27 protein-coding genes and 1 pseudogene are annotated in these 26,440 nt (G+C 55.2%); 15 read left to right on the forward strand and 13 right to left on the reverse strand.

All coding sequences use genetic code 11. The features are described from left to right. Positions 1-33: 33 nt before the first annotated feature. Entirely contained in the window at positions 34-1,197 is a 1,164-nt protein-coding gene (locus QMG40_RS15885; RefSeq protein WP_283532091.1) for a hypothetical protein, read from the forward strand. 154 nt (positions 1,198-1,351) lie between these two features. Further along, positions 1,352-1,636, forward strand: coding sequence for a hypothetical protein (locus QMG40_RS15890; protein ID WP_283532092.1), 285 nt, complete (start codon positions 1,352-1,354; stop codon positions 1,634-1,636). 112 nt (positions 1,637-1,748) lie between these two features. On the opposite strand, the gene QMG40_RS15895 is transcribed toward QMG40_RS15890, so the two are convergent. After that, a complete protein-coding gene (locus QMG40_RS15895; protein WP_283532093.1) occupies positions 1,749-2,234 on the reverse strand; it encodes a DUF2975 domain-containing protein in 486 nt (161 codons plus the stop codon). A gap of 271 nt (positions 2,235-2,505) precedes the next feature. Between QMG40_RS15895 and QMG40_RS15900 the strand changes: the two genes are divergently transcribed. Then, positions 2,506-3,072, forward strand: a complete 567-nt coding sequence (locus tag QMG40_RS15900; RefSeq protein WP_283532094.1) for a GNAT family N-acetyltransferase — start codon at positions 2,506-2,508, stop codon at positions 3,070-3,072. Positions 3,073-3,278: 206 nt separating this feature from the next. Here QMG40_RS15900 and QMG40_RS15905 read toward each other — a convergent pair whose 3' ends face one another. From QMG40_RS15905 to QMG40_RS15915, 3 genes are all read right to left on the reverse strand, one after another. Next, positions 3,279-4,316, reverse strand: a complete 1,038-nt coding sequence (locus QMG40_RS15905; protein ID WP_283532095.1) for a CU044_5270 family protein — start codon at positions 4,314-4,316, stop codon at positions 3,279-3,281. Further along, complete coding sequence (locus QMG40_RS15910) at positions 4,291-4,878, reverse strand: RNA polymerase sigma factor (RefSeq protein WP_283532096.1); 588 nt, start codon at positions 4,876-4,878, stop codon at positions 4,291-4,293. The genes QMG40_RS15905 and QMG40_RS15910 overlap by 26 nt, the downstream gene beginning before the upstream one ends. A gap of 592 nt (positions 4,879-5,470) precedes the next feature. Next, positions 5,471-6,076, reverse strand: coding sequence for a recombinase family protein (locus QMG40_RS15915; RefSeq protein WP_283532097.1), 606 nt, complete (start codon positions 6,074-6,076; stop codon positions 5,471-5,473). 424 nt (positions 6,077-6,500) lie between these two features. Between QMG40_RS15915 and QMG40_RS15920 the strand changes: the two genes are divergently transcribed. Further along, complete coding sequence (locus QMG40_RS15920; RefSeq protein WP_283532098.1) at positions 6,501-8,654, forward strand: AAA family ATPase; 2,154 nt, start codon at positions 6,501-6,503, stop codon at positions 8,652-8,654. A gap of 285 nt (positions 8,655-8,939) precedes the next feature. On the opposite strand, the gene QMG40_RS15925 is transcribed toward QMG40_RS15920, so the two are convergent. Beyond that, positions 8,940-10,301: a hypothetical protein gene (locus QMG40_RS15925; RefSeq protein WP_283532099.1), complete on the reverse strand. Its 1,362-nt coding sequence runs from the start codon at positions 10,299-10,301 to the stop codon at positions 8,940-8,942. Between the two features lie 429 nt (positions 10,302-10,730). Between QMG40_RS15925 and QMG40_RS15930 the strand changes: the two genes are divergently transcribed. Then, positions 10,731-11,624 (forward strand): hypothetical protein, encoded by an 894-nt coding sequence (locus QMG40_RS15930; RefSeq protein ID WP_283532100.1) that lies wholly within the window; start codon positions 10,731-10,733, stop codon positions 11,622-11,624. A gap of 111 nt (positions 11,625-11,735) precedes the next feature. Here QMG40_RS15930 and QMG40_RS15935 read toward each other — a convergent pair whose 3' ends face one another. Beyond that, the gene (locus QMG40_RS15935; protein WP_283532101.1) at positions 11,736-12,899 is read right to left on the reverse strand and encodes a CSL-type zinc finger protein; all 1,164 of its coding nucleotides are present in this window, start codon (positions 12,897-12,899) and stop codon (positions 11,736-11,738) included. Between the two features lie 284 nt (positions 12,900-13,183). On the opposite strand from QMG40_RS15935, the gene QMG40_RS15940 reads away from it, so the two are divergent. Together QMG40_RS15940 and QMG40_RS15945 are read left to right on the forward strand one after the other, a co-directional pair. Further along, complete coding sequence (locus QMG40_RS15940) at positions 13,184-13,381, forward strand: hypothetical protein (protein ID WP_283532102.1); 198 nt, start codon at positions 13,184-13,186, stop codon at positions 13,379-13,381. Between the two features lie 920 nt (positions 13,382-14,301). Further along, on the forward strand, positions 14,302-14,889 hold the full coding sequence (locus QMG40_RS15945; RefSeq protein WP_283532103.1) for a hypothetical protein: 588 nt from the start codon (positions 14,302-14,304) through the stop codon (positions 14,887-14,889). Positions 14,890-14,971: 82 nt separating this feature from the next. On the opposite strand, the gene QMG40_RS15950 is transcribed toward QMG40_RS15945, so the two are convergent. Continuing rightward, on the reverse strand, positions 14,972-15,496 hold the full coding sequence (locus QMG40_RS15950; protein WP_283532104.1) for a replication initiation protein: 525 nt from the start codon (positions 15,494-15,496) through the stop codon (positions 14,972-14,974). A 619-nt stretch (positions 15,497-16,115) separates the two neighbouring features. On the opposite strand from QMG40_RS15950, the gene QMG40_RS15955 reads away from it, so the two are divergent. Further along, entirely contained in the window at positions 16,116-16,466 is a 351-nt protein-coding gene (locus QMG40_RS15955) for a hypothetical protein (RefSeq protein ID WP_283532105.1), read from the forward strand. A gap of 308 nt (positions 16,467-16,774) precedes the next feature. Here QMG40_RS15955 and QMG40_RS15960 read toward each other — a convergent pair whose 3' ends face one another. From QMG40_RS15960 to QMG40_RS15980, 5 genes are all read right to left on the reverse strand, one after another. Next, positions 16,775-18,007: a toll/interleukin-1 receptor domain-containing protein gene (locus QMG40_RS15960; RefSeq protein WP_283532106.1), complete on the reverse strand. Its 1,233-nt coding sequence runs from the start codon at positions 18,005-18,007 to the stop codon at positions 16,775-16,777. Positions 18,008-18,143: 136 nt separating this feature from the next. Then, entirely contained in the window at positions 18,144-18,623 is a 480-nt protein-coding gene (locus QMG40_RS15965; RefSeq protein WP_283532107.1) for a helix-turn-helix transcriptional regulator, read from the reverse strand. After that, positions 18,620-18,793 carry a hypothetical protein gene (locus QMG40_RS15970; RefSeq protein WP_283532108.1) on the reverse strand — a complete coding sequence of 58 codons (174 nt, stop codon included), beginning with the start codon at positions 18,791-18,793 and terminating at the stop codon, positions 18,620-18,622. Before QMG40_RS15970 ends, QMG40_RS15965 begins: the two co-directional genes overlap by 4 nt. A gap of 86 nt (positions 18,794-18,879) precedes the next feature. Continuing rightward, positions 18,880-19,290 carry a primase C-terminal domain-containing protein gene (locus QMG40_RS15975; protein WP_283532109.1) on the reverse strand — a complete coding sequence of 137 codons (411 nt, stop codon included), beginning with the start codon at positions 19,288-19,290 and terminating at the stop codon, positions 18,880-18,882. Between the two features lie 160 nt (positions 19,291-19,450). Further along, entirely contained in the window at positions 19,451-20,227 is a 777-nt protein-coding gene (locus tag QMG40_RS15980) for a hypothetical protein (protein WP_283532111.1), read from the reverse strand. Positions 20,228-20,649: 422 nt separating this feature from the next. On the opposite strand from QMG40_RS15980, the gene QMG40_RS15985 reads away from it, so the two are divergent. The 4 genes and pseudogenes from QMG40_RS15985 to QMG40_RS16000 form a co-directional block, all read left to right on the forward strand. Next, positions 20,650-21,120 carry a LexA family transcriptional regulator gene (locus tag QMG40_RS15985; protein WP_283532112.1) on the forward strand — a complete coding sequence of 157 codons (471 nt, stop codon included), beginning with the start codon at positions 20,650-20,652 and terminating at the stop codon, positions 21,118-21,120. Positions 21,121-21,643: 523 nt separating this feature from the next. Next, positions 21,644-22,477, forward strand: coding sequence for a ParA family protein (locus QMG40_RS15990; protein WP_283532113.1), 834 nt, complete (start codon positions 21,644-21,646; stop codon positions 22,475-22,477). A 5-nt stretch (positions 22,478-22,482) separates the two neighbouring features. Then, entirely contained in the window at positions 22,483-22,914 is a 432-nt protein-coding gene (locus tag QMG40_RS15995; RefSeq protein WP_283532114.1) for a hypothetical protein, read from the forward strand. 276 nt (positions 22,915-23,190) lie between these two features. Further along, a pseudogene (locus tag QMG40_RS16000) lies at positions 23,191-23,337 on the forward strand (DUF4113 domain-containing protein); the annotation flags it as partial. Positions 23,338-23,714: 377 nt separating this feature from the next. On the opposite strand, the gene QMG40_RS16005 reads toward QMG40_RS16000, so the two are convergent. Then, the gene (locus QMG40_RS16005; protein ID WP_283532115.1) at positions 23,715-24,305 is read right to left on the reverse strand and encodes a 4'-phosphopantetheinyl transferase family protein; all 591 of its coding nucleotides are present in this window, start codon (positions 24,303-24,305) and stop codon (positions 23,715-23,717) included. Between the two features lie 102 nt (positions 24,306-24,407). Here QMG40_RS16005 and QMG40_RS16010 point away from each other — a divergent pair, with 102 nt between their 5' ends. From QMG40_RS16010 to QMG40_RS16020, 3 genes are read left to right on the forward strand one after another with little or no spacing between them, the layout of a single operon-like run. Next, positions 24,408-25,784, forward strand: coding sequence for an AMP-binding protein (locus tag QMG40_RS16010; protein ID WP_283532116.1), 1,377 nt, complete (start codon positions 24,408-24,410; stop codon positions 25,782-25,784). Between the two features lie 3 nt (positions 25,785-25,787). Beyond that, positions 25,788-26,045, forward strand: coding sequence for a hypothetical protein (locus tag QMG40_RS16015; RefSeq protein ID WP_283532117.1), 258 nt, complete (start codon positions 25,788-25,790; stop codon positions 26,043-26,045). Positions 26,046-26,064: 19 nt separating this feature from the next. Beyond that, positions 26,065-26,439 (forward strand): ectoine synthase, encoded by a 375-nt coding sequence (locus QMG40_RS16020; RefSeq protein ID WP_283532118.1) that lies wholly within the window; start codon positions 26,065-26,067, stop codon positions 26,437-26,439. Position 26,440: the final 1 nt, after the last annotated feature.

The raw sequence follows: 26,440 nt of genomic DNA on the forward strand, positions 1-26,440 counted from the left end.
TTGGACACGTTGCATAACTGGCATGCTATTACTATGGCCTATTCACTCCCCGATGACACGGAAACCGGCGAGCACCTCAAACGCGGACCGCTACGAGACTTTGGTCCACGGAGGCCCGACGACTCCTACGCATCCAAGCGGCATACTTTGAGTTTTCATGATTTCCCCGTGCCGCGCCTATTGGCATACTCTCTGCGGATCGCTGGCTTGAAGACTGGTGGACCGGGCGAAAAGGTTGAGTGGTGGGCCTCATTCACATACAAGGGTGTTGGTGCATCGCTAGCGCACGAGAAGTTCGGCCTGCGTCTCTATCTCCCGGCCGATCTAACGGAAGACGCGAGCATAGAGCTTCTTGCTGAAATTCAGACGCGGCTTCGATCAGCGGTGCGAGCTGTTGAAAAAGTCCTTCTGGCAAGGGCGCCAGAGATGCTCGGGCAGGGCCACGCCACTGTTGTGAACCAACATTTCTCTCTTGAAAGGGCTTACGCATACTTCCGCTCCCGTGCGCTTGATCCTACTTTGATTGAAGACGAGTACAAGGTCTACGGTTTGGACGAACTCCCTAAAGGACTTGCAAGCGCATCCACTTTCCAAGACGGAAAAGCGTTGATGCAGCTAAACGCCTTCCATGACATGATCGCAGCCATTACGGCATATCTCAGCAGACTGGAACACGATCTAGTGCTGGCGTTTGCATTCTCTAACTTCGATCCTGACTCGGACAATCTAACCTCGTTCATCGGGTCACGTTGGGGGGAAAAGTTCAACCGGGTACTGAACACGGTCAGCGGCTCTCATCAATACCGCAGCCAGCTCACTGCGGTCGTGGAACGGTGGCGCAACCCGTACTCACACGGTGGCTTCGAAAAGGGGCATGCCGCTACGATATATCTCCATGCACCGGGCATCGGAGCGGTTCCAGTCGGTCTCACGAAAGCCAGGGAAAGCCCCCTATTTTCTTTCCTGCCGGCGACTGAGTCCACGATCCAAGAGGTTTTTCACCTGTTCGACGAACTAGATGCATGGATACAATCTCAACTGCCTGACGCCATTCAGTGGATCAGGTCGGGTCTCGATGTCCGATTCGATCCTGATTTTCGAGCACTGGTAGAAGAAGCTCTGGAGAGTGACAAATTCGAAGAACTCGTGAGCCACTTCGAGCACCGCAAGGCCATTGCCGACAACATGGACTATTAGCTTCGTTTCTGCAGCGCTTTGTGATCGACTACCTCATAGTCCCGTAAGCCGGTCCTCTAGAGGAGCGCCCGGAAGCCGAACGGTATATGGGACGGGGATTGCATTCATACTTCGGTAAGCCGGGTACTCTTTGAACCAACAGAGGAGGAGGTAAATGCGAAAAATGAGTGCGTTGGCGATCCGGGGCTCGATCAGGTTCGTGGCAGGATGCTTGGGCATGGGTGTTGGGTGGATCATTTGGTCAGCACTCTGGGCCAATTTCACAGCCGAGGTGTCCCCGGCGACTTTCGAAAACGTACGTAGCTCAAGCACGTTTGGTGCCATGCTCGGACTGCTTGCAGCATTTCTTATTGTCGGCTCTGGGATGCTCTTATCGATTCTGGCTGATCAGGCAGTAATCCGGTTCAACCGCGCTAAACCCACAAGTTCAGTCTCATAAATTCTGCAAATACGGCTTCATTGCCAGTTCGGGAACGCTGAGCGGGACGGTCGAAACCTTACTGACGGCACCAGCGTAATTAACACGTACGCAAAGTGTGAAGCATGTGGGTCTACGGGGCAGGGATGCCGTGCTCCGGGTCGTCTTGGAATATCCGGGCTAGAAGGCCGCGCTTCACCGCGTTCCTCAAGAAGAGTGCGCTTGCTCCGAAAGCGATAGAGGCGAGAAGCCCGAAGAGCATAGCGGGGGTGCCAATGTTTGCAATGAAAGTGGCGTGCATGATGATGCCGACCAGTGTTGCTGCGGTGAAGAGGAGGCAGGTTGTCATGAAATTGACCCAACGCATTGGTGACCCGGGGACAGTTGCTCCCCGCTTCACAATTGAGAGAATTTGCCAGACCGCCAGCAGTGCCAGCTCAAAGCCAGCGATTGCAACGACGACTGCGTCCGTATAGGGAAGTTCCAGGTAGGCGACCTCGGGATATGCTGCCGCTAAGGTCCTCGCGACGTGTGGCGTGATGAAGATTTGAGCCAGGATCGACCCAAGCACAAGCATGACGACGGCGATACGCAGGAGTGGGATCTGTTGGATGTTCATGCTTCATCCAAACACGGCTGAGCCTTTCACTTCATCCACCCGCAGGGGGAACCCTCTGTGAGGCAGTGGGGTCAGGTTTGAAGTCCGTTGCGAGTCGTCTGTGACAGTCGTCCCGCCTAGTCTTTTGTTTCCGCCTTGTGTGATGGATTTGGATTTTGAGAAGTCCCTGTTGCCCGGCACGGTGGGGTCCGCCTCTCTAGCCCTCCGAATTCCAGAAGGATGATGTGCGCTGGCTTTTTGCAGAATTGGCGGAGTTCTATAGCCTTAGCCCATGTTGCAAGTTCCCTATCCATTGGTCTCAGAACGGCTGGTTCTTCGCCGGTTTGAAACGGGAGACATTGATGATTACTTCGCGTATCAGCAGCTTCCTGAAACGGCTAGGTACTTGTTCGGTGAACCTCGCAGTTATCAGGAGTGCCTTGGGCGGGTGCAGATGTACATCGATTCGCCCTTCCAGCAGGAGGGCGATTGGGCGAGCTTCGCTGTTGAACGTCGCGATATGGCCGGTCTCATTGGCAAGATTTCCCTTAAATGGGGGGCTGGCGGTAAGCCAGAGACGGCTGAATCTGGCCCTCAGCGGGTTGGCGAACTGGGCTGGTCCCTCGCGCCAAAAGCGCAGGGCGCCGGGTTCGCCACCGAGGCAGCCCGGATGGTTCTCAATATGGCATTCGGTGAGCTAGGGTTCCATCGATTGGAGGCACGGCTAGACCTCCGGAACAGTACCTCTGCAGCCATTTGTGAACGACTCGGTATGCAGCTCGAAGGTGTACATCGAGACTGCAGTTACCAAAAGGGCGAGTGGATATCGGATGCGGTCTACGCTGCCTTACGCGACTGACCACGAGCTCCGAGGTCACCTAGAGTTTTGAATAGAACGGACCGTCCCAGTCGGGAAGGGCCTATGGGTCATGGATATATTGCTGCATTTCGCCTTGCTTCGGACGCAGGAGAAGGCTAGAGGTGAGTCTGCCTGTGCGAGTGATCCCGTTCGTTGAATCACTCGCACAGGCAAGTTTTTTTGTGTACCGCATTTGAAAGGGCTGGTTAGGGCGCTGAGTCAACCACGGTGGTGCGGATGGTTGTCCAGCCGATCGTTGCCCCGGCCGGTACCGAGCCCATGGCTTCCAGAGCAACCTGCCGTTCTCCAATTAACTGGCCCGTGGCCGAGTCGATGATGATGTCTTGGCGAACGTTTGATGCGCCTTCAACCCGGCCGATTGCCACCCCGCGTTGGCCGTCCAATGTTGCTTGGTTGTCGGTGACGGAAACCCCTGGAATGAGTGATGCGGCCTTGTAAAGTGCCGCACGCAAATCTGCAGGTACTAGGCCAGTGCGTAGCAGGTCAGCAATCCAGACGAGCGCTTCGCCGTCAAGGGACTGGCCGGCACCAAGGGTCTTTAGATAGATGTCGTTGAGCAACATGCGCGGGTCCCTGGAGTATCCGGCCAGTTCCTTTTCACTGGGTAAAGTGCTGGGCGACCCGTAAAAGGCGCCGTTGGCAGCCCTGAGGTGCTCGGAGGTGTCCCCGATGTCCTTCGCTTGCTCCAAGGCAGTTTCCTTGGCCTGCGCGCTAAAGAATGTGGTGGGTACGCGACCCGAGCGGTCCCAGACCCATTCCTGGTCACGGTCTGCGGGCACGTAGATGGACATCTTCTCGGTGTCCAGCCAGGACACAGGTGTACCGGCCACGAATTTATCGCCCTCCGCTACTGCCGGGGTTGATTCAGACAACCATAGGTTGGTGCTGTCAATCTTCAGGTATTGCCCCGGCGCCAACACCGGGTCCGTGCTGTTGATGGCCAGCTTGGCTGCGTTGTTCAAAACTTCGGCTGCCTCGGCGCTGGCAGCTCCCCGCCAGCCTGCCAAACCAATCACGTTCCCACCCACCAGAGCCGTGACAAGTCCCAGCGTTGCTGCTGTCATCAAAGTGATGCGCAAGGCCTTCCGGGGACGGCGTTTGCTTTTCTTGACACCCCCAGGGGCGATGCGATGGAGCAGCTGATCACGGCCGCTGTCGATCACTGAATCCTTGACGATTGGAATGTCGTTACGCATTTCACGCAGTAGCTTGAGCTCGTCCATGCTCTGCCTCCTCAGTGTCGTTTCGGAAAGGGCCGGCGGCGTCCTTCAGGATGCGGCGGGCCCGGTTGAGTCGTGACCTCACAGTGCCGATCGGCACCTTTGTTGCCTCGGCAATGCCCTCATAGCTCAGCTCCGCCCAGGCGAAAAGAAGGATGCATTCCCTATCAGCTGCAGAGAGTGCGCGCAGCGCACCGGCCATGGCCGAGGCGGCTACCGCAGCGTCCAGCCGCTCGGCAATCCTGTCAGTGCTGTCCACATAGGAATCACGGCCAGAGGACTTTGCCAGGACTTTGAGGTTTTTCGCCTCGGCCCTGTGGTGTGTGCGCAGCAGGTTCGTTGCGATGCCAAATAGCCAAGGCCTGGCATCCTCGCGTGCTTGGTCGAAGGAGTCCCGCCGCTCAAAGGCAACGAGGAAGGTTTCGGCCATAACGTCTTCGGCTGCCGATTCACCGGCGCGGCGGGCGGCGTACCTGTGGATCATGCGTGCGTATTTGTCGTAGAGCTCGGTGAAGGCCTGAGGGCTCTCACGGGATCTGCGAATGATGTCGGCGTCTGTAGTCACACTATGTATTGCCCATTGGGAGGAAAAGAGTTCACGGAGAAATGGAAACCTTCAGAATATTGTCCAGGAAACGGATGGACAGGGCCGCCGAATTGACATCAGGTGGTTGGGCGATGGGACGAGAGCGCACTAGCCCCGGTCGCGCCTCAACCCTAGCAAAGAGGCCATTCCCAAGATTCCTAACCACTGTCATCATCTCCGTCTGCACAAACTTCAGCACTTAGATGACCAGTCGTCCGTACCCGTGGGAGGACACCTCGATGGCAACTAAAATGCCATCCATGACCGTAAGGCGTGTCTCACACATACGTTTAAAGTTGTCCCGTAAGCCGGTCCGCCAACGGACGTATCTGCTGCTGAGCTGCTGCCTTGTCAGCGGTGGCTAATGAAGTGTCCGTATAGGGTGTCCGGTGAGCTGTCCGGTGCGCGGGCGTCATACGCTACAGGGTAAATGGCTTTGGGTGACGTTCATCTGGGTGGGGGAGTGGTCTGGCCTGTCTCGATTCTAGGGGACCAGCGGTACAGTGGTTGGCGATAAGCGCATGGTCATTTCATGCCCTGGATTTCTATCGCCGACCCGCCTCGACAAGATTCAACTTTGGGTGGTGATCCAGCTTTGGGCGTCGATCTCTGCGATGCGCCGGTAGAGGGTTGCCCGGGACATGCCTAGGTCCCTAGCGACGTGGGTGGCGGATTGGCCGGCATCGATGAGTCGTCGGGCATTGTCGATCTGGCTATTGGTGAACTGTGGTCGACGTCCGCCGAGGTCTTTGCCGGCGGCGCGGCGTTTGGTCACTGAATCGGTGATGCGTTCTCGTTTGATGTCTAGCTCCATTTGGGCCAGTGCTGCCATGACGGTGAAGACCATGGAACCCATGGGCGTGCCCGTGTCCACGTCGCCGCCTCCTAGATTCAACACACGCAGCCCGATTCCGCGCTCCCGGAACCCCTTGGAGAGATCTAGCATGTTAGCGGTGGATCGCCCGAGCCGGTCCAGGGTCGTGATCACGAGGGTATCGCCCTCGTGGAGGGCTTTGAGGGCTTTATCGAATCTTGGTCGGTTGGCTCTGGCGCCGCTGACTCCGTGGTCGGTGTAGAGGTCATCGCGGCGCACCCCGGCGCCGAGTAGGTCAGTGATTTGCCGGTCGGCGTCCTGTGCGCTGGTCGATACGCGTGCGTACCCGATGAGCTTGCCCATTTATCGTCTCCAAAGTGTCGCGCAACAGTGGTTGCCTACCGCAATCCCAGCCCTTGCTTGTAAGACATAGTAGCAAGACAGTGAAAACGTTGAATTGCTCGGGAACTTAAAGTGTCTCGATCGGCTGTCTTGTATCCCTAGGGTTAGGGGACGCTGAATTTGCCCGCATGTAAAGGTGGATGCGATAGCAACTGTTCTGCACCAAGCTGGTCAATTGGTCTAGGCAGGCTTAGTCGACAGTGTGGACTGTAATTTTGTTGACCCGTGGGGCGGTCCATTTTAATGACGAGGAAATATGGAGTCATCACCGTTGACGCATGTCGTTTGAGGCTTCATAGTCAAGTAGGACGTGCGTGCTCATACTTCGAGGACTAGTGCAGGTCGCTTAGGTCCTGCGCCATCATTCCAAACAACGGAGTTATCAGTGACACTGCCTAGTACCGATGAAGAACCTGTCGTTTCTGAGGAGCTCGCCGATTACCGGATCACCATCAGGAACTGCAACAGCATCGGTGAAGCGATAATTTCGCTTCGCTCTGGATCGTTGAACATCAAGTACGGTCCCAATGGGCTCGGCAAGAGCACTATCGCGCGCGCGCTAGCTCTGGGCGCTGCAGACGGCGGAAGCCTCGAGGAGCTGACGCCTTTTAAGCACAGAGCCGCAGAGGAGGGGCTCAGGCCCGAGGTCGACGGTGCTGAGTTAATCGGTTCGGTATTGACATTCAACGACGACTACGTGTCTCAGTTCGTTTTCCAACGCGACGAAGTGCTGAAGAACAGCTTTGAGATATTTATCAATACGGATGAGTACAAACAAGGGCTCAAGGACATCGCGACGATGTTTGTAGCACTCAAAGACACGTTCACTGAAGAAGCGGAATTTGACGAGGCTCTCATCAGTTTCGGGGAATTGCGAGACGCCTTCAACGTGACCAAAGGCGGCGCGCTGGCTAAGACGAGCAAGGCGCTCAAAGCCTTCGGTGTTGGAGGCAAGATTAAGAACATTCCGACACCACTCCTCGGCTACAAGGGTTTCATCGACAGCGCCAATCCAGCTAATTGGATCACCTGGCAGTCGAAGGGAAAAGAATTCCTAGAACTCTCGGACAATTGCCCTTTCTGCTCTGTAGAGAGTGTTGACAAGGCAACCGCCACTCAAGTCTCCGTGGAATACGAGTCAGCAGCTGTCAAGAACATGAGCGCGCTCCGAATCGCCATTAACAAGCTTGGGCGCTATATTGAGCCAACCTACCTTGAGCAACTCGAGGAATTGACTACATCCCTCAAAGAGATGACGCCAGAACAGACCACGTTCCTAGTGACACTTCGAAGCCAGATCGAAACGCTCCTGCGCAAGCTCTCGGATGTTCGGGCACTTTCATTCCACGCCCTTCGGGACGAAAGCAACGTAGCGGACGTCCTCGATGAACTAAAGATAGACCTTAAACTCCTCCATGCACTGAACTCTGAGGCCACAGTCTCAGTCGTGGAGCTCATCAACGGCAAGTTGGACCAGGTCGGAGCGCAAATAGGTGATGTCAAGCGTCGAATCGGCGAACAAAATACGCGAGTTGCCAAGCTCATTCGGGAGAACCAGAAAGCGATCAACGGCTTCCTTACCTCTGCTGGTTACCGATATTCAGTTCGCATCGAAGCAAATGGGGATTCCTACAGAATGCTTCTCGAGCACGAGGACGCCCCTGGACACTTAGAGTCAGCTGCAAGCCACCTCAGCTACGGTGAAAAGAACGCCTTCGCCCTCGTACTATTCATGCACCATGTTCAGCGAGCTAAACCCGATCTCGTCGTTTTAGATGACCCAATCTCCAGCTTTGACAAGACGAAGAAATTCGCTATTCTCCATCAGCTTTTCCAGGGCAAAAATAGTCTCCGCAATACCACATCACTTTTGTTGACTCACGACATCGAGCCTGCTATCGACATGGTTAGGTCCGGGACAGCGGGTAAATTCCGCGAAGTTGCACCAGTCGTCCACTTCCTCGTTGGTAAGTCCGGCACTGTAACGGAGCTTCCCATCGAGAGTGCAGACATCAAGACCTTCTCGCAGGTTTGTGAAACCAATATTGCCTCCTCCAGCGATCCCATCATCAAATGTATCTACCTTCGTAGGTTCTTTGAAATCCATGGCTCCCGCGGTGCTGGGTATGAGCTTTTGTCAAACCTTGTCCACTTGCGGAACGTGCCTATCCGAAAGTCGATGGCCGTAGGTGATGTTGAGTTGACAATGGAAGAAATGGATAGGGCAACCAAAGAAATTCAGGAATATATTACCGAATTTGACTACGCAAAGTTACTGTCAGAGCTCAGGGACACTGAAGCGCTAGCGGCACGGTTCCACGGTACTGATGTCGGCTATGAGAAGGTCCAACTATTCAGGATTATGTCCACGCTGCACCCTGTCGCTCTAAAAGGCGACGACGTGTTTACGAAGTTCGTCAATGAGACTTACCACATTGAGAACGAATACGTTATGCAGCTGAACCCTAGAGACTTCGACGCTGTACCGGAATACGTGATCGCTTCGTGCACCGCCCTGCTGAGCAAGGTCGAAGCTTAACTTACCCGATGTCCGTGTCTCCTGCCGACACCTACTCTGAAGTTCTTTATGCGCGTTCTTCAGTGGGCGAGGATTGGGTCCCGCTGCAGGCCAAGTCCTGGTGATAATGACACGGGGCTCAACTATGCTTCTAGGCAGGCGTCGGCGGGGGGCGCGCGTGTCATAGCGTGTTCGGCACAATGTCTTATAACCTATGTGTCTTGTATCCCATAGGTTTCGAGACGGTCAATCAGTAGCTACTGACACAGAAATGTAGATTGAGTCTCAGGCGCCTACAGCTCGCCCCTATTCATTTTTGTGGTTGTTCTGTATCCATTGCAAAGCATCTGAGAGAGTAAGAAGGCCCATTGATGACCTGAGGTATTCTCGAACCGCAGGTTTGTGTCCTGGATGGTCGATTGCGTGGCGGAGCAATACGTACAAGGCGGTTGTATCGAGGATCAGGCCCTTCTCAGCAGCGAAAGGAAGGATCTCGTCCTCACGGAGGATGGTGCTACGGACGTAAGGATCCTTTTCGATCTCGCGATTTAGTAGGTACCACTGACCCGGGATGCGTACAGGCTTTTCTTCGAAGACAAATTTAGTCACGTACCCTTGCAGCGCTGTTATTTTGCCGCCTTTTGCGTTTCCACGGACCCCGGTAGCCTCACCGAGGACCAGCCATTGAGAGTCATCCGAGTCCGAAATCCTGAAATCTTCACGGCGTTCTTTCTCGTCCCATTCCAGATCCATGTCCCTGACTGTGAATCCTAATTCTTCCAAAGCATCACGAAGAGCGTCTTGCAGCGGGTCATCTTGCCCGGATAGGAGTTGCCGGCTTCCTGATGAGGCTACTTCTCGGGCAGCTTCCAGCTCGGATTCAAGGGTCTTGAGAACGGCATCGAATTTCGTCTTCGCTTCTTCAAACCTAGTTGTTTCGTCAGCAATTTTTCCAGCGATGGCTGTCTCACCCGCTGAGTACCATTCAGGGGAAGCCCACCAGTCAGGAATCCCTGGGAACTTCGTGGAATCGCGTCGACGCCAGTTCACGAACGCAGCTGTGATCCAGGGCCGTAATGTACTGACCTCGCTTGGAACAAACCACACTTCACCTCGCCCGGGCATATTAAGGCTTCCGGCTAAGACAAGTCCCTGAGGACCAATGGCGAAGCTGTCCAAATCGACACCTTCAGGGACCTCGCCGGGATTCATCAACCCCGTTTGAGTGGGACGGCTCTCCGCTGCTTGAATAAGAGATTCACGCAGTTCACGGTCTAACCCTTGTCGGACTGAGACTTCGTGCCCTGCGACTCCCCATTCGAGCCTTAATGTGACAGGATCCTCGGTCTGATTCAGAGCCTTGACGCGGTCTAGGGTTCCGTAACTGCCGTACCTTGTGCTGGGCAGTACATTGAAAATATACAGGTGCTCTGCCGCTCTGCTATATGACCGAGGGGTACCAAATCCACCGCTCGCAATCAGGTGCTCTCTAATCGTGATGAGAGCATCCCATTCATTCTGATCAACTTCAGCGAGGTCGGCAATTACTCTTACTGTTCCAGGTAAGTCCCCTTCACCATTTACTCGCTCAGCAAACCCCTTACTATCATCGAGGATTAGGATTCGCGGGTATTCGCGACGGTTTGCGACTGCGTGTGTAACTGGCAATGATCTTCCAATCTAGATGAGAGGCTCAGGTCTTTGGAGGCTCACTTGGGCGGTTCAAAACACACTTTTTGGCCATTCGGCCGCGGGAGAGGGTTACATTCTGTCCACAGCTCTGGCTCAAATCTAACCCGATGTAAAAATCATAGAGGAACGTCCATAGACAGCTCCCCATTCAGGTCGGAAAAGTGGTGAATGACAGTACTCGAACCTGTGCAAGAGTCTTTTGGAAATAGGGACGGTCCATTCGTGGGATCGTGATAACTGTCTCATAACCGAGGTGTCTCGAAACCCATGGGATACGAGACAACTGGGTCTGCCCAAGAATTAGTTGACAGGGTCGGCGGGCAATATGGATCGCGCCTCTGTTTGGACCCCAGGCCGATAAGCTCAGGTGCATTCGAGAACGAACCGGGGAGAACAATGAGCGGCATGTCTGCTGGATTCTACAAAAAGAAGATGCCCGAGAAATGGCGGCGGCACTTCATGCTGTATCGCGCCAAGGTCAGCATCTATCTCGATACTCCGGATTTCGGCCTGCCACTCATGATCGATACCTCGGAAATAATGAGCTTTTTACCCCACGATATTAACCGGTCATCTTTCGTAGGCAAGATTGGACCGGTCAAGCCCGGTGCTGAGGCGCTCTGGATTGAAGCCGCACTTCCCGAAGGAACGCCATCGCGCCCAACTGCTCGGCGCATCGGGGCCATGGTCCATCAAAGCCAAGTGCGAACCAACGTGATGCGTGAGGCGTGGACAGATGCAGATAACGAATATCGGGTCGAAATGTATGTGCGAGACAAAGATAACCTTTCGGTGAAGCTCGAACCGGACGTTCGATTCAGGCTCAATGCCAATGGCTTTCTGGATGGGGTGGAGTTCATCTCCTACGGGCCGAAGGGCAGCGCTGTTTTAGGACCTGACTATGCTGGCATGAGTTCATCCGTTACCGAGTACGGAACGACAGACCCTGATAAGTCAGGGGCATTGGAAGTGATGAACAGGGTTTTCTTTGCACTCGCTCTGATGAATTGCCGCAATGTGGAGCTCCGGGCGCGCGCCGGCGCAAAGGGTGCGCGGGGCGCTACGGCGACCGGTGACGCGTTCCACGAGGTCGTCATTGATGGCAAAACCAGAGCCTCAAAAAATTCCGACGCCAGCTCTGGTGACACAAACAGAAATCACCTTGCCCGGGGCCATTTCAAGACCTTCACTGAGGAAGCGCCTCTGCTGGGAAAACACGTGGGCACCTATTGGTGGGGCTGGCAGGTCAGGGGTCAAGAAGGCAAAGGAACAGTCGAGAAGGTCTTCACCCTCAAGTAGCCACCAGCGCAACAGGGGAGGCGAACGGACCTATTCCCAAAACAAAAAGCCCCGCCTGATCCTCGGATCAGGCGGGGCTTTTGTGTCAGGCGTCAGAGGTTTCTCAAACTGTCAGCCGGCGTCGCCAGCGGTCACAGGCTCCAGGCGCCAATCTCGCACTCCGCGGCTCTTGGTGAATTGCCATTCACTGCGGCACTTGTCGCAGAGGATGCGCACGTCATGCTCCCGGAAGCCAGGCGTGTTGTCATGTTCCTCGATGACTTCACCATCACCACAAGGACACTGGTACGTGTAGATCTCTAGGGACCCTGCGCCCCATCCGGGGGTGTTGCTTGCGGTGTCACTGATCAGCCCAGTGCGGATACCCAAATCCTCACGTTGATCCGCGGGTGCAACCCCGGCCCACTCTTTGATGGTAGTTAATGCTGCGTCTCGCGCATCGCGGGATGACGAGACTTCAGCCAGGATGTCCAGCAAATCCTTGGGAGCGCGAGCGATCCTGTTGGAGCTGTCCCGGACGCCGGCGGCGTAGTCGCCGGTCACGTCGCCGACCAGGTCATCGCGACCAGCCTGCTGAATCAGCCACCCATGGAATGAGAACACCTCAGTCGACGGCGCCGGCCGCTCCCAGCGATCAAGGACAGGCTCTCCGGCGGCACACTGCTCAAGCACTGTTTTGAGGTGAGTCATCCCCGCCGGGCGGTGGTGATGCCCTCGCGGCTTGGGTTGACCAGCGTTGACCATGCGCTTGACGTAGTCATGCTCGGTCTCTGAAATGCCGATCATGAGGTTGAGGCCACCCTCTTGCTCCACCATAGGAAGTCCTAGCGCGGCAGCCGCCCAGATCAGTCGTCCGTTGGTGACATACGAGCAGTGCGGCGCAAGGAATTTCTCTGCGGTGTGTTTCAGGGAGTAGCTGCTCACTTCCGGTGTTTCTCCTGGCGCTATGGGAGTGAACATGCGCAAGAAGTCCACCAGCAGCGTCAGCTCGATGAAGTCGCTGGTCTGGTTGAAGCTCCACGCCTTGTCTGCGTAATAGCCGGCTTCACCGAGGATGAAGTCACCACCGTCTGCACCCACGAGAAGGTGGTCTTCGAGGGTGTTGATCAGGTGGCGGGCACTGGTTCGCTCAGCCAGGAATCCCTGGGCAAAGGGCGACTCAACCTGTCGGAGTGCAGTTGTGTAGTTGATGTCAGTGAATGTTGCCCAGGCGCGAGTATCTTGCTTGATCTTGCGATCGCGGGTTTCACGGGGGTCGTTAATGTTGGAGCTCATCTCAATCTTCAATCCGGGCATCGCAACCCACGTCAGCAAGCCCTGTTTGATTTAAGAGAGATCTCTATCCAGGTACTGCGATTCTGGATCTGTGGCAGTTGTCTTCGGCGTCGTCGTTACGTGGGAACTCAGACTCAGAGGAAGGCAGACCAGACTGCCTTCCTTCCATTATACAGGCAAGAAAAGGGTGGGTTGCAGAAGCGCTCTGGGGTTGCGCGGCGGGAGACAGCCGTCCGCGGCGTATCAATGGTTTCAATGTCAGAGGCCTGTGACAGGCTGGCTTCATGACGTTTGAAGAAGATCGGACTAAGCTGCCTCGGGCCTACGTTAAGCTCCCACATGACCACCTCTATCAAGACCATGAAAAAGACTTGCTGGACACTATCAAGTGGTGTCTTGCCCAGGCTGGCGGCGATGCAAGCAAAATCGGCATTCAGGCCGGTCACAAGGATGATCTCGAACAGGATCCCTTGCTTATTTAATTCGCGACCATGGGAGCCAAGGTCTATTTAGACTTCCGAGGGAGGATGGCTGATCTGCCGTCTGGACCTGTGTTGATGTACCGCCCACTGGATTTGCACCTTTGGGCTGTAGATAACAAGCGAATGCCGTCAGCCGTGGCAGCTTTTGGGATCACGGGACCAGAACACTTCGCAGACAGATTCGGCCTTCAAACCACTGCATTTGGGTGGACCACTCATCCAGGCCAAAGACCCCATAGTGGCCCAGTGCTCCTGTAACTGTTGTGAGGGGCAATGAAGTGTGAGAACTTCCGACTGTTATAGGGGATTTATCCGGCTTGGTGTTGTGTCAGGTTGGATTCTTAGGTTCATGGGCTTCGGCGTCCGGAAAACGAGATATGGAGTCCAATCTGACAGATTTTAGCCCCATATTGGACGTCTGGCGGGGCTACACCCCAACTTGGCGGCTCACGACACGTCTAGGAGTACTGGACCACCCACAATGCCACACCGCCGACCGCCTTCCACTGTCTGGATTGCCCCTGGCGACACCTTCATGAGTACCGGGCCGAAAGGGAAGATCCACGGTATTCGCCCGGTAAGGATGGCTTGTGAAAAAGTGAAATATCCGACGCTAGAGCTATTTCCCGCCAGAAGTATGTACCCGGTGACCTGCAATCTGTCCAGTCTGTAGCTCTGTGGCCGACCTTCGCAGGCATTATGTATCGAAAAGACCGGGTGACGTTACATTGGCGCGTACACGGGAAGCGCTACATTATGGGCTGCGTGGTTCGACGGTTCCAAGAGGCAGGGTGGAGTGTCTCACGAACGATCGTTATCGAACGCTGGGTGAGCCGATGGTGTTGAGTGGGAACTCTCTTAGCGCTAACGACTGTTCAGTTCCTACTCAACCCCCAGCTTGTGAATGAGAGAGTATCTGAATGGGAATTAAAGAACGCCCGGAAGCCATGTCGCTTGCTCATCGGGGTTTCACCGAAGCGGCGTGGCGCACGCTCTATTCAATGCAACGGAAACACATTCTATCGGCGGCCGTGGCGGCGACCGAAGCCGTGAATTGGGTCTGCGCACTGGATGAGCAGCTAAGGAAAGAAGGTGGTGGATATGTAGGGCGAAGAGATGGCGACGAAGAAGGCCGGGTGATCCCTGGTTTGCGCTATGCCCGTGATCGTTCCATGCACCAGGTAGTCATTTGCACTAGTGAAGACGCCAGATCGTTCTATAGGCCCCGCCGTGGTGTGGTGTACATAGCTTCATCGTTTCCGATTTGGGCGCCTACCGACAGTCTTCCAGGTTCTGAAAATAAGGACCCATACGATCTGAAAGGATCGTATGAGAACTATGTTGCCGAACAGCGTGCGCACAAGCCATTATTCGAAGCATTGAACTTCATTACCCGAGAGCTGACAGGTCTAGTCTCTCTTGTAACAATCGATCAGCCCGATTGGTTCCAGGAACTTACAGACGAGGAAAGGGTGGCCGTCAGCGAAGGTCCAATGATGCAGCTTTGACTGTCCGATGGTGATCAAAAGGTATTGAGGTCACGCCAGATACTCTTGCTCATCGTTGGACAAAACCTTAGCGTCGGATATTTTACTTTTTCACAAGCCACCCCATATACCCAGCGGTGTCGAGGTGCTGGTGAAGTTGAGGTAGGGAGTACAGCTCGTCGGTGAGCCAGTGGGCGTCCCATGCTTCGTGAGTGGGATTCTTGGTCATGAGCCCGGAGTATCCGCTGTCTCCGTCTACTGAGCGGCGTAGGCCCTCGACGACGGCGGCCGAGTAGGCCAGTGCTTTGCGGGAGGCGTATTCGGTGCGGGTCACGGGTTCCTGTAGCGCCCAGACGGCGTGCGCATGGCCGTTGGTGGGATTCTCCACGATCGCATTGGGGAGCCACTCATGACGATCCCACATGGCGCGGAGGTGAGCATCGCTGTGGTCGATGTCCACGACGAGGAGGTTTGAGAGCGCCTTAGGGTTCGCCTCAATGTAGCGACGTTCTAGCGCCGGGCCGCGGCCCATCCGGTAGATCCCTTCCTTGAGATCGTCGGATGCGTAGGGCCAAAGCGGGAACCAGAGTTGTTCCCATTGATGCCCCGTGGGTGCTGTAGTGGTCATGTAATGACTCAACCACGTTCAAACCACGACACAGGGGATTTCACCCTAGCGTGTTCAAAGTCCGCCCGAAACCAAGTCAGATGTTTCTTGTAGCCGCCGCTTCAGGGCCCAGTGCTCCTATAGCTGCCATGAGGGGCACTGCTGTGGAAAACTCCGCTTACTTCAAGGGCTTTTCGGGTCTCGCATTGCGTCAGGGCGGGTTTTTAGATTCATGGGCTGCGGTGTCCAGAAAACGAGATATGGAGTCCAATCTGACGGATTTTTGCACCATATTGGACGTCTGGTTGGGGTAAACCCAACCAGACGTGTGATTGTCCCTGGCGACACGTTCAGGAGTACTGGGCCCAATGCATGAGGTGTGACAGATTTCAGGTCCTCAGTTGAAGCAAAATCGAAGGCAATCCAATGCACGTATACTACCGTGCGATATGGTTTCGGCAGACGTTATTATTGGTGGATGGACTATGAACAGGCTGCAAGTTTTTGCCCGAACTGCGGGAACGGGTTCCTGACCGACTCCACACGTCCGGGGAGGCCTCAAGTGTGGTGCTCTCCGGCGTGTAGGCGTGAGGCTTCAGCGAGTCGTTTAGGGGCTGCAAAAGCGCGGAATCCGGTACGTGTGGAAACGGTGGCTACTGAGCGGATCAAGTACACCAGCGTTCCGATAAGTAAACTCAAAGAAGCGATCGCACAAGACCCACGGTTAGCGACTGAGTTGGCGAAAAAGCTTGAACAGATCACGACCGAAACATACGACCAGGTAACGATCACTACGATCCGGGAAGCCCTCGATGCGGCCGGTCTAATTGCGGTAAAAAAGGCCAATCAGAACCTCGACGTACGCGAGAAATCTCTAAAAATTCGCGAAGATCGGTTAGAGGCCCGTGAGCGAGCTTTAAAGAGCCGAGAGCAACACCGGCCAGCGACCACTCAACACGCACCGGGATCGTCATTCAGCCGCCCACAATAGCCATGGTGGGAAGAACATGAGGCAAAGCGCCGATAGCTAGTCGCCCAACAAGGTTCGAATCTGATCAACCCTTGACGAACAATGGAACAGTATCCCAGTATCCGGCGGTAAAGGCTCGTAGGCCAGGCCAGGCCAGGCCATCGCCAGAGAAGGCGGAAAATATTTCCGGCTGAGTACTCTTGTAAGCCATGGGTTTCGAGACACTCAGGTTATGAAACACATCAACAAAATCGAGCGACGCCCGATTAGAAGAGCATTGTCAAAGAAATGGGCGGCTACTTGCGTCATCATATTATTCCGTCAACGGCTCATTCCTCCCCTCCGAGCTGCGCATCCGTTGCCTCACTAAGGGATGGTTCGTATGGCCAACTAACCGCGTCGATCAAATCGGACCATTCTTGCATGATCGCTTGTCCGTCAAGAATATTCTGCGAGCCAGTTTCATATTTCTTTAGAGGCGGGCGCAGGTCTCTGGAGAGTCGAGCGAGACCGCGACCGGCTTTAATAGCTTCTTGTACGCTTTCGGTCGCTTTCTTGCCTGATTCCACCATTGATTGCACAGACTGCTGTGCCGCAATAAATGAGGCGCGGCCTGCCGATGTCTGCAAGTGCCCAAGCTCTGCAAGGGCCCGAAAGGATGGATCAATTTCGAGGAGATCCTTCATATATTGCTCACCGGCCTGTTCGATGTTCCTCGCTGGGACGTCCAGGTCTTCAGCCACTCGTCGAAGAATCACAATTTTCGAGGCGAACGGATTGCCATTCCCACCTACAGCATTGAGTTCCCCCGTACCCTCATTGAGGATCCTGTTGAATTCATTAGAGGCTTCCTCAAACCTACCCATGGTCTTCATCCAGGCATTTGAACGATCAGGTAGTTCCGCGACGAGCTCGATAGCTGACGGAGCATCGTCGTATGGGTCATCTTGGTCATCGGTCGCCGAGGTAGCAATAGTTTGGAGCGATGAGTTTGACCTTCGGAAGAGCTCACCAGCGCCGGAAGCCGCCGCGTCTTTAGCAGGCTGGGTTTGAACTTCACGCATCAGCTGACGAAGCTCCTGAGCCAGCTCATTGATGGCTAGACGATGTTGGGCACTACTTTCATCGACTAGTCTCAGATCTTCCCAGTTTTTGTACTGAGTTTCGGCGGCGATGGCTTTTGCTCGGTCAGTGCTCTCTGCAACAAGGTCGTCTACAGGTGCGTAGCGAAGCGCTAGGAGATAGCGAGGGACACCCAAAGACCTGGTCGTGTTAAAGAACTCGAAGAACTCCCGACGGCATTCGTTGCTCGCGAAAAAAGAGGGGGACAATACGGGGATGAAGAACGTGGTTGTTTGCAGAGCCCCATCGATGCGCTCTTTCCATTTCTGCCCCCACCGTAGGTCAGATCTATCCACAAATATTTCAAGTTCTTGGCCTGTTAGAACCCGATATTCAGACTGAATTTGTTTCGCCAATCGTCTGATGCGTCCCTCGTCCGCTTCATCGTCAAGGTGGGAATAGCTTAGAAAGCCAACGGCATTGTCAATTTCAGAGTCCATAATAAGATTCTGCCTCATCGATGTTTTCATAAAAGACAGTCTCGCATCCCTAGGCCCCGTGCTCCTATAGCTGTCCTGAGCCACCATGAAGTGAAAACTCCGCTTGTTTCATTGGCCAAACGAATAGGTGGCGTGATTATCGCAGCCGGTTCCACCAGTGGGCCGGCCTTCTAGCCGACTCCTCCTTTTCGACCTGCGGTCCAGGGGCTGCAGGTGTTCTAATGAGGCCTGATTCGAGCATGAGCAGGGCACGCTCGGCGGTCTCTGCACGTTTCTCGTGAGCCAAAGCTACCTGTTCACTGGCCACCCTATGAGCGCGCTCAGTGGCCAGGCTGATTTCCAGCGTCTTTATGCGGTTTTCTAGGTTTATCTGGTTCACCTGAGCTAGTGCATCTTCAGGGTGAACTATGTCAGTGACCACACCTTGGCCAAGGGGTGGAACAGGGATGAATCCCGCGGCCAGGAGGTCGGTGAGCGGGATCCGCCATTGGCCAGCCCGGTCGAGGTATGCGCCAGGGAATTTTCCTTGATCAAGACGACGACGCAGTGTTGAGCGGCTAGCCCCAGTGCGCTCCACGGCTTCCCGCATCGTCCACTTCGGGCGGGTTTCAGTCATGCGCTCACTACAGGTGCGTCGGCTTCTTTGGAATAGGTCGCCACCAGTCCCAAGGAGACGCCTAGCTCGGCGGCGATGACACGCATCGTCATGCCCTGAGCGCGCTTCTCAGCTATCAACCGGCGCCGTTCATTGGCCCGTCGTTCATATTCGCCCCGAGGCTCTGCCATGATCCGTTGAATTGTGCGTTCAGAAACGCCTAATTGAGCAGCTAATTCCTTGGCAGTGTGTTGCCTTCTTATCGGTTTTAAAGCAGTCATTTTTTGTCCGCTTTCATGGCTCGCGACACTAGTTCTTCTAATGTTTGTCCGCCGCGGCGGGTGAGGCCGGATTGGATCCCGCCTTTGCGTCCGCGTGCGGATTGGATGGTGCTGAAGGTGGCCTCGTAGACGGCGGGTCCGTCTTGCCACATGCGGGATTTAGTGATGATCCATTTGTGGATGCTGGTGGCGATTGCTTTGCTTTCGGAGAGCGGGAGCGGTTCGCTGAATGTTGCGTTGAGGGAGTGCACTTCGTCGTTAATGACGCGGTGTAGTCCTGAGGGGTCTCCGAAGTGGTGGCGGAGTTCGCGGTATGCCCAGGTGCGGGCTGTTTCGAAGATGGTGCAGTTACGACCGAGGCCTACGGGATCACGGCGTTTGGTGCGTTGCCAGGAGACAGGGGGCATATAGGGGTGGCTTGTGAAAAAGTGGAATATCCGACGTTAGTCTGATTTGTGGCTCTTCAGAATCCAGAGTGTTTTCAGGGCTGCCGTGAGCTGACCCTGTTGTCACCGTGCGGACAGGGCGAGAACCATCAGCGATTCCGACATGAAAGTGCGGGCGTCATCATCTGGGCACCTGGTAGGGAACGGCATGTCCTATCTCCTCTCGGACTTTTAGCCACTCGGCAAGGCGCGGCTCGGTCTTTTCCGGAGGAATCAGGTGGATGAGCTGTGGCGCCCCAAAGAGCTTCGGTCCGGTTGCGGACTTAGCCTTTAGTTCCTTGAGTGCTTTTGGTACACGTTCATCCCTCAATTGCAGTAATGCGCAGTCCATGCTGAAAAGATCGAGAAATAGGTCTCCGAAGTGAAGAGTTCCACCGGAAGGGTAGAAGACACGCAATGCCTGTGTGACTGGACCGTCCTGACCGGGGGGTGTCCGTAGACTTAGACCATCTTTGGAGATGTGCCAGTCGACGATAGAAGGCCTGCCTGCAAGGACCAGTGCGTCCAGCTCCCCGTCAAAGTGCTCGAAGGCGTTTCTAATCTTCCTGACGTTGAGCACCGGGAAGTCCTCGTCTAGCTGGAGGATGTCATTGAGCTGATGCGAACGCTCGGTGAGCCTTTGCTGCCTCTGTGTTCTGGTCGACTTCGGATGGTGTGACGCGTCATTTGGCTGGACCATCCGCTGAATGACAATACAGGCGAAGAGGGAAGCTTGCAGGTCGCCCCAGACCATCGTGTCGTGAGTGTCAGTCTCCGGTCGCATCGCCCTTAGCCACGCCCGCGTTAGGAAGCGGCTGGCAATTTCTGCCTGCCGCCCCAGTTCCTCAACATAGACACTGAGTTGAAGCGCTTGGGTGATTTCCTCGGTCTCCCCAGATATGGACCGCAGCTTGTTCATGGTTACAGCCTATGTGGGCATCCCGAGAACGCACGTTCTGGTGTGCATGTTGGCAGCATGGAGTTTTTGGGCTGGGGTACTGGTAGCGAAATATTGGACGCCAAGCCTGGCGCGCTGCTCGGTAACGATCGTTGCTGAGACACTTCAGCCCTTGTTCTCGGACCCGTAGAACGACGATGCCTATGATGTAACACTTCCCGTGTACGCGCCAATGTAACGGCCAACGGTCTTTGCGATACACAGCGTCTGCGAAGGTCGTCCCCACAGCTAAGAATTGGACAGATTGCAGGCCGGCGGCGGCACACTTGTGGCGGGAAAACACGCTATCGTCGGATATTTCACTTTTTCACAAGCCGCGCCAAGACGCCCGTGGAAAACGAGCCGACAGCTACCTCCTAAGCCTGCCGAAACAATTCGAGAATGTGGCACAAGCCACCGCTTGGCGAAAGGGCAAGATCCACGGCATCCGCACCGTCTTCAGAGCACTCGGGGCACCCTCAGCACTGGTCTACGAAGCAGTGGAGCGAGGGCGCCACTCCCCCACCACGGCTGACATCGTGAGGGCAACGGGGTTGAGTCGACCCACGGTTACCAAAGAACTCACCATCCTGGCAGAACTATCCATGATCGAACGCCACCACGGACTCTGGCAGATCATTCACACCACCAACCTGGGAAAAATTGCCGAATGGTTAGGTGTCCAAGAAGACTACGAACGGCAAAGTGCCCTCATCAGGGAACAGCGCCGGCAATGGCACGCTCACCTTGAACGATTCACGGAACCAGTGATTCACGAAGAGGACCTCTACGACCAGGAACAAAGCGAATGGGACCCGTGGATCCCCTACAACAACGACCAATCCGCCTTGCAACGTTTCCTGCAGGCCGCCTAACCCGTGGTGGCTCATAAACATGTCCAAGCAGAAGACCAGCGCGGCACCCTCAGCTAGACCAAAAGTCCTGATTGGGGCGAGAAGTTCGTGGCGGACTTCGCGGCGGCTAAGCAACATCGTCACCGTTCAAACATTGACCCCTGTACCAGCCATGCACGAGGTCCGGACTTCATAACCGCTCCATGTTGTGGGCCCGCAATTCGCTGTGCCGCGCAATGCATCTAATATATCCATAATAACTTGTGGATACATTAGAAGCGACGCATCAAATGGGGCGTGAATATCCACTAGAGCCATTGGACTGACTTATATTAATGGATAGAATGGATCTATTAGACTCTTTGGACACGATGGATACCATGTGTTTGAATATCTAATGTATCCATTGTGGCCTGTAGATACATTAGATGTTTTTACCTTTCCCAAAAATGACGCATCAAATGGGGCGTAAATATCCACTGGAGTCATTGGACTGACTCACCTTATTGGATATAATGGATCTATTAGATAGATTGGATAAACAATGACAGCGCACATCAAGGCCCTCATCAACCAAAAAGGTGGGGTGGGCAAGACAAGTTGCACCATTAACTACGCTAGGGTTGCCGTCAATGCTGGCATGAGGGTTTTGGTGATAGACGCTGACCCTCAGGGGAACCTGAGTGGGATTTTGGCGGCAGAAGAAGTTCTCGCTGATCAACTGAGCTTCGCAGATGTACTGGTGGGGGAGAGGGTTGCCGAGGCGACAGTTGCCGGCATTTGGCCGAACCTGGATGTACTTCCAGGGAATCAGAACACGTCGAAGGCAACCCAGCAGCTCCACACGGAGCATGGGCGCGAGTACCGCCTCAAAGAAGCGCTAACCGCCGTCCAGGACGACTATAACCTCGTGCTTATTGACTGCGCCCCGAGCCTTGACCTGCACACCGTCAATGCCCTGACCGCAGCAGATCAAGCGGTTGTTATCACCCAGCCTGGCAAGTTCTCACTTGATGGGCTCAGTGAGTTGCTGAAGAGCTTTGACAGCGTTCAGAAGTACTACAACCCACTCTTGACGGTCGCCGGCATCGCTGTGAACGGACTCAGAAATACCATCAGCCACCGCTCTTGGATCAGCGAACTGGAAGAGTTCTCACCTTGGCTCATTCTCACCCCATACATTCCCCTGTGGAGTGTCATTCAGGATGCTCAGGAAGCTGGCTATGGCCTCGATGAGTGGAAGGCGGATGCCGAAAAGGCGCGTGAGGCATATGAAATCTACGCACGGCACTTTGTAGGTATTGAAGGCTTGGACCTCCATGGGCACCTCAGTGCACTCTTCCCCAACCATGATTACTCGCAGCTGAAGGAGAAATAGGCGCAATGGCACAACGACCAGCACCCAAGAAGAGCAATTTTGGGGCATCTCACCCCATCGAGCACGTCGAATCGCAGGTTGCAACGCAGCCTGAAATGCAGGCTGTGCCCGCCAGGCAAACGCCCGAACCGCCTACCCCCAGCCAGATTGTTGTGCCCGCCGTTGAGGTCCCTGAAGGGAAGAAGAAACCAGGACCGGCCCCACAAGGGCGTCATAAGTCCAAGGCCGCACTGTTCACCGACGAAGAGGTCATCGACCGCCTACGTGCAGCCTGGTTCCATACGCCCACCATGTCGGGAGAGCGGGAAGCCTCATTCTCCGACTTCCTCCTGGAGGCTGCGCTTGTGCGCACCAGGGAACGTGAAGAAAAGTACAACAAGGGTGCAGAGTTTCCCCCGGTCAAGGCGGGAAAGATCGGCGCCGGGCGGAAGGGGTAACTTCTCGAATAGGGCGTACTGATCCAATGTATCCATAAGATCTATTGGATATACCAGCTGTGGTCCAAACCGTCACTGCTAGCAGCTCGCTGCTAGTCCGTAACCCTCGACAGCAGATACTTGATGTACACAAAGATTCTTATACCGGCAGTGAGTATGAATTTTCCCGTGATCCTCTGTGATGGGCCGAGCAATGAGGTGCTTTGCCAGGAACTCAAGAGCAGGGAATGGGTGCCTTGGCACAGCCAAGACGTACGGGCGGGAGATTATCATCCTGGGCCGGGCCGGGCCGGTGTCCAGGGCGGGCCGGACTGGTCCATGAAACGCGACATGCTTTCACCGCGCTACAGCACCCATCCGGAGGAACTCTTACTGGGGTGGCTTACTGAAAAAGTAAAATATCGAACGCTAAGATTCTGGTAGCGCGGATCCAACGAGAATACTGTGACGGGCTGGCACGCCGTTCTTCTTCGAAGGGAATCGACCTGAATGTCTATAGGCTTCAGGGCCTGGAGGACCTAGCATCGACGCCGCGTCACCGAGTCGCGCATCCGAACGAGTGCCGCATCCCCCTTCGTCGCGAGAAGTGGAGGTAGCGGCCCCGGATTTTGTCGCACTTTCGACGGGCCATTTATGGGCAGACCATTGGGAAGCCCTGAGAGTCAGCCAGGTGCTCTTTGGGTAAAGCGTGCCAAATTGCTGCTGCGCCGGGCGGAGGTCCTTCCTAACCGAGGTGGCGCGACTTATTACACCATTGGCCACAACCGCATTAGCGGTTTGCCCGCGAATTAGATCCGGCGCTAGATGAGAAGCCTTTTCGGAGTGGGCCATGCGAGACGGATGTGATGGTTCCCAAACCACCATCCGTAGGTCAACATCTGCATGGCGTCGGAGTCGGATCGTCGCACCTCGGCAACCCGATGGCCTGGCCTGTCAGGCACGGGCAATGTGAGGATGCGGTTGGGAGCTGTGCCGAGTCCCACGCCGAGTGCTTTGCCCGCGGCTTCCTTTGCTGTCCAGATCTCGGTCAAGCAACTTTCTTCACTAACAGCCAACTCAGAGCGTTCCTCGGGCGAGAGGGCCCATGCAAGGTCAGTGGTGGCTTCGTCGGAGAGCTGGCGCTCGACATCAACACCGACAGGGGTTGCAGCGACCGCCAGAACGGTGACGGCGCTGGTATGGGACACGGAGTAGTAGCTATCGCGATGTCGTAGTGGGAACGTCCGCTCTGGGCTGCGGTAATAGTTCAGCGCTTCAGGGCCAAGATTCTCGGAGATGAGCTGTGCGGTAACTTCTGCCGCCTTGGTCGACGCAATGCGGAGAGAAGCGGTGTACGGCGTGGGGGCATGTCGAATGTTAACCAATATTTTTACTGGATTTGATGTATGCACACGCAATATCCTAAGTTGATGTATGTACATCAAACAACATGCGCTAGGGCCTGCCCGGGACACTCACGCCTTAGCCGAGAACACGTCAGGAAAGGAGCAACCATGATCACTTCAACAGTAAAAGCCGGCCCCGAAACCTTTCACATGGCGTTGTCGACAGATCGCCTCAGAGAGAGAAACGACGTGAGTATGAGCGGTGGCTTTCAAAGAAGCTCCGGAACATACCGCGCCACGAAGAACCCCCAGCTCCTCCGGGAGTGCGTCAAGGTCATCTGTCAAGGCGGAGTGGCTGCGCTCGTGCCGACGTCGGCAGCTGATGCTTATTTGGACACGATCGCTACCCAGGTCGAGGGATTTGCCCGAGCATATTCGGTCTCTTCTGGCTCCGAGGTCGGAGGGATCCTCGCGCTTCCTACCTCCGGCTCAACGGGATCCCCCAAACTCGTAGCTATTCCAGCCACAGGCATCGCTCAGTTCCTCGATTGGGGCAAGAACTACTTTAATTTCAATAGCTCAGCAGTGTCGCTCAGCCTGAGCCCATGGAACTTCGATGTCTCATTGTTGGACACCTGGGCGGTACTGGCAGGGGGCGGGACAGTCGTCGCCGTGGAGTCTGCACGGTTGCACGACGCCAAGTACTTGGCGGATCTGATGCGGCAATACCAACCAACTTTCGTTCAAGTTGTACCCTCCACCCTTGACGCCTTGATTAAGGCAGCCGGGGATGATGTTTGTGGATCAGTCCATGACGTTGTGCTCACCGGTGGTGTGGCCTCCCGAGCCACCCGTGCAGTAGCTGCACGGCTTTTTCCCGCGGCGGTCTTTCACAACGTCTACGGCGCAACTGAGGTCAATGATTGTCTGATTGCGACGATGTCAGCCCAACAATTCGCCTCATCGGAGACTCTTCCCTTGGGGATCCCCATAGCAGGTTGTGAGATCTTTCTGAGGTCAAACGGTGAAGTTCAGCCGGTAGGGCCATTGATGGAGGACAGCGAGGGTGAACTGCTGGTCCGTGCACCGTGGATGGCGTTGGGTTACATCACCGAGGGCGAGCTGCAACCCCTGCCGTGCACCCAGGTCGATGCCTACGGCGCTCTCTACCCGATGAAAGACCGGGCCATTTCCGCCGCGGGATGTTTGGAGTACCTAGGGCGCAGCGATCGAACGATTAAGCTGCGAGGGCAGCGCATCAACCTTGACGAGATCGAACATGCCGCCCGTCAGACGGATCTGACAGCAATGACCTGCGCATGGCTCGATGAATCTACATCGACACAACAGCTGCATCTGGCTTACACCTCACCTGAACGCGGTACAACGCCGGTGTCCGGTCTTCAGCTCCGACTGAAGATGAGCCGGCTCCTTCCCGCTTTCTCCATGCCCAACTATCTGCATCCCTTTGACCGTCCGTTCCCGCTTAACGGGAACGGGAAGCCAGACCTGCCCGCAATCAAGACCCTGATAGAGAGCAAATAGGACATGTCCCTAGTCACTGAAGTCAAGCAATACATTGTTGACAAATTCGCCACCGACATCGCACCGGATGAACTGCCCTCGGACATTGATCTGCTGTCAACCGGCATCCTGACCAGCGTAACCACGGTCCAACTGCTCGGCTGGTGCGCAAGAACCTACAGGATCCCCATCAACTCCATTTCTATTAACCCTGAGGAACTGAAAACCCCCGAAGGCATCGCGGGTTTCATCGCGTCAAACCGTACTAACCCAATAGCCTAACCCGAAGAGGAAATACATTATGTTCACCCGCTCAAAGAATGAAATCGCTCCCGTCGAATGGGGCAACGGAACCAGCCACCGTCTGCTGGTTGAAGCCGACAACATGGGCTTCGCGGTCGCGCACACCGTTGTCAGAGCAGGCACTGAGTCCAAGCTGGAATACCGCAGAAACCTTGAGGCCTGCTATTGCATTCATGGATCCGGCAACATCGAGGACACCGAGGGTAACCGCTTCGAGATCGTACCCGGTGTCGTCTACGCCCTGGATGGCAACGAACCGCACTACCTGCGGGCAGCCGAAGGAGAAGACCTCGAACTCGTCAGTATCTTCAACCCGCCGATCCGCGGAGATGAGAAGCACACTCTCAGCGACAGCGGATTCAGCACATATTAAG

It is taken from the genome of Arthrobacter antibioticus (assembly GCF_030063205.1).
In the GTDB taxonomy this organism is placed as follows: Bacteria; Actinomycetota; Actinomycetes; order Actinomycetales; family Micrococcaceae; genus Specibacter.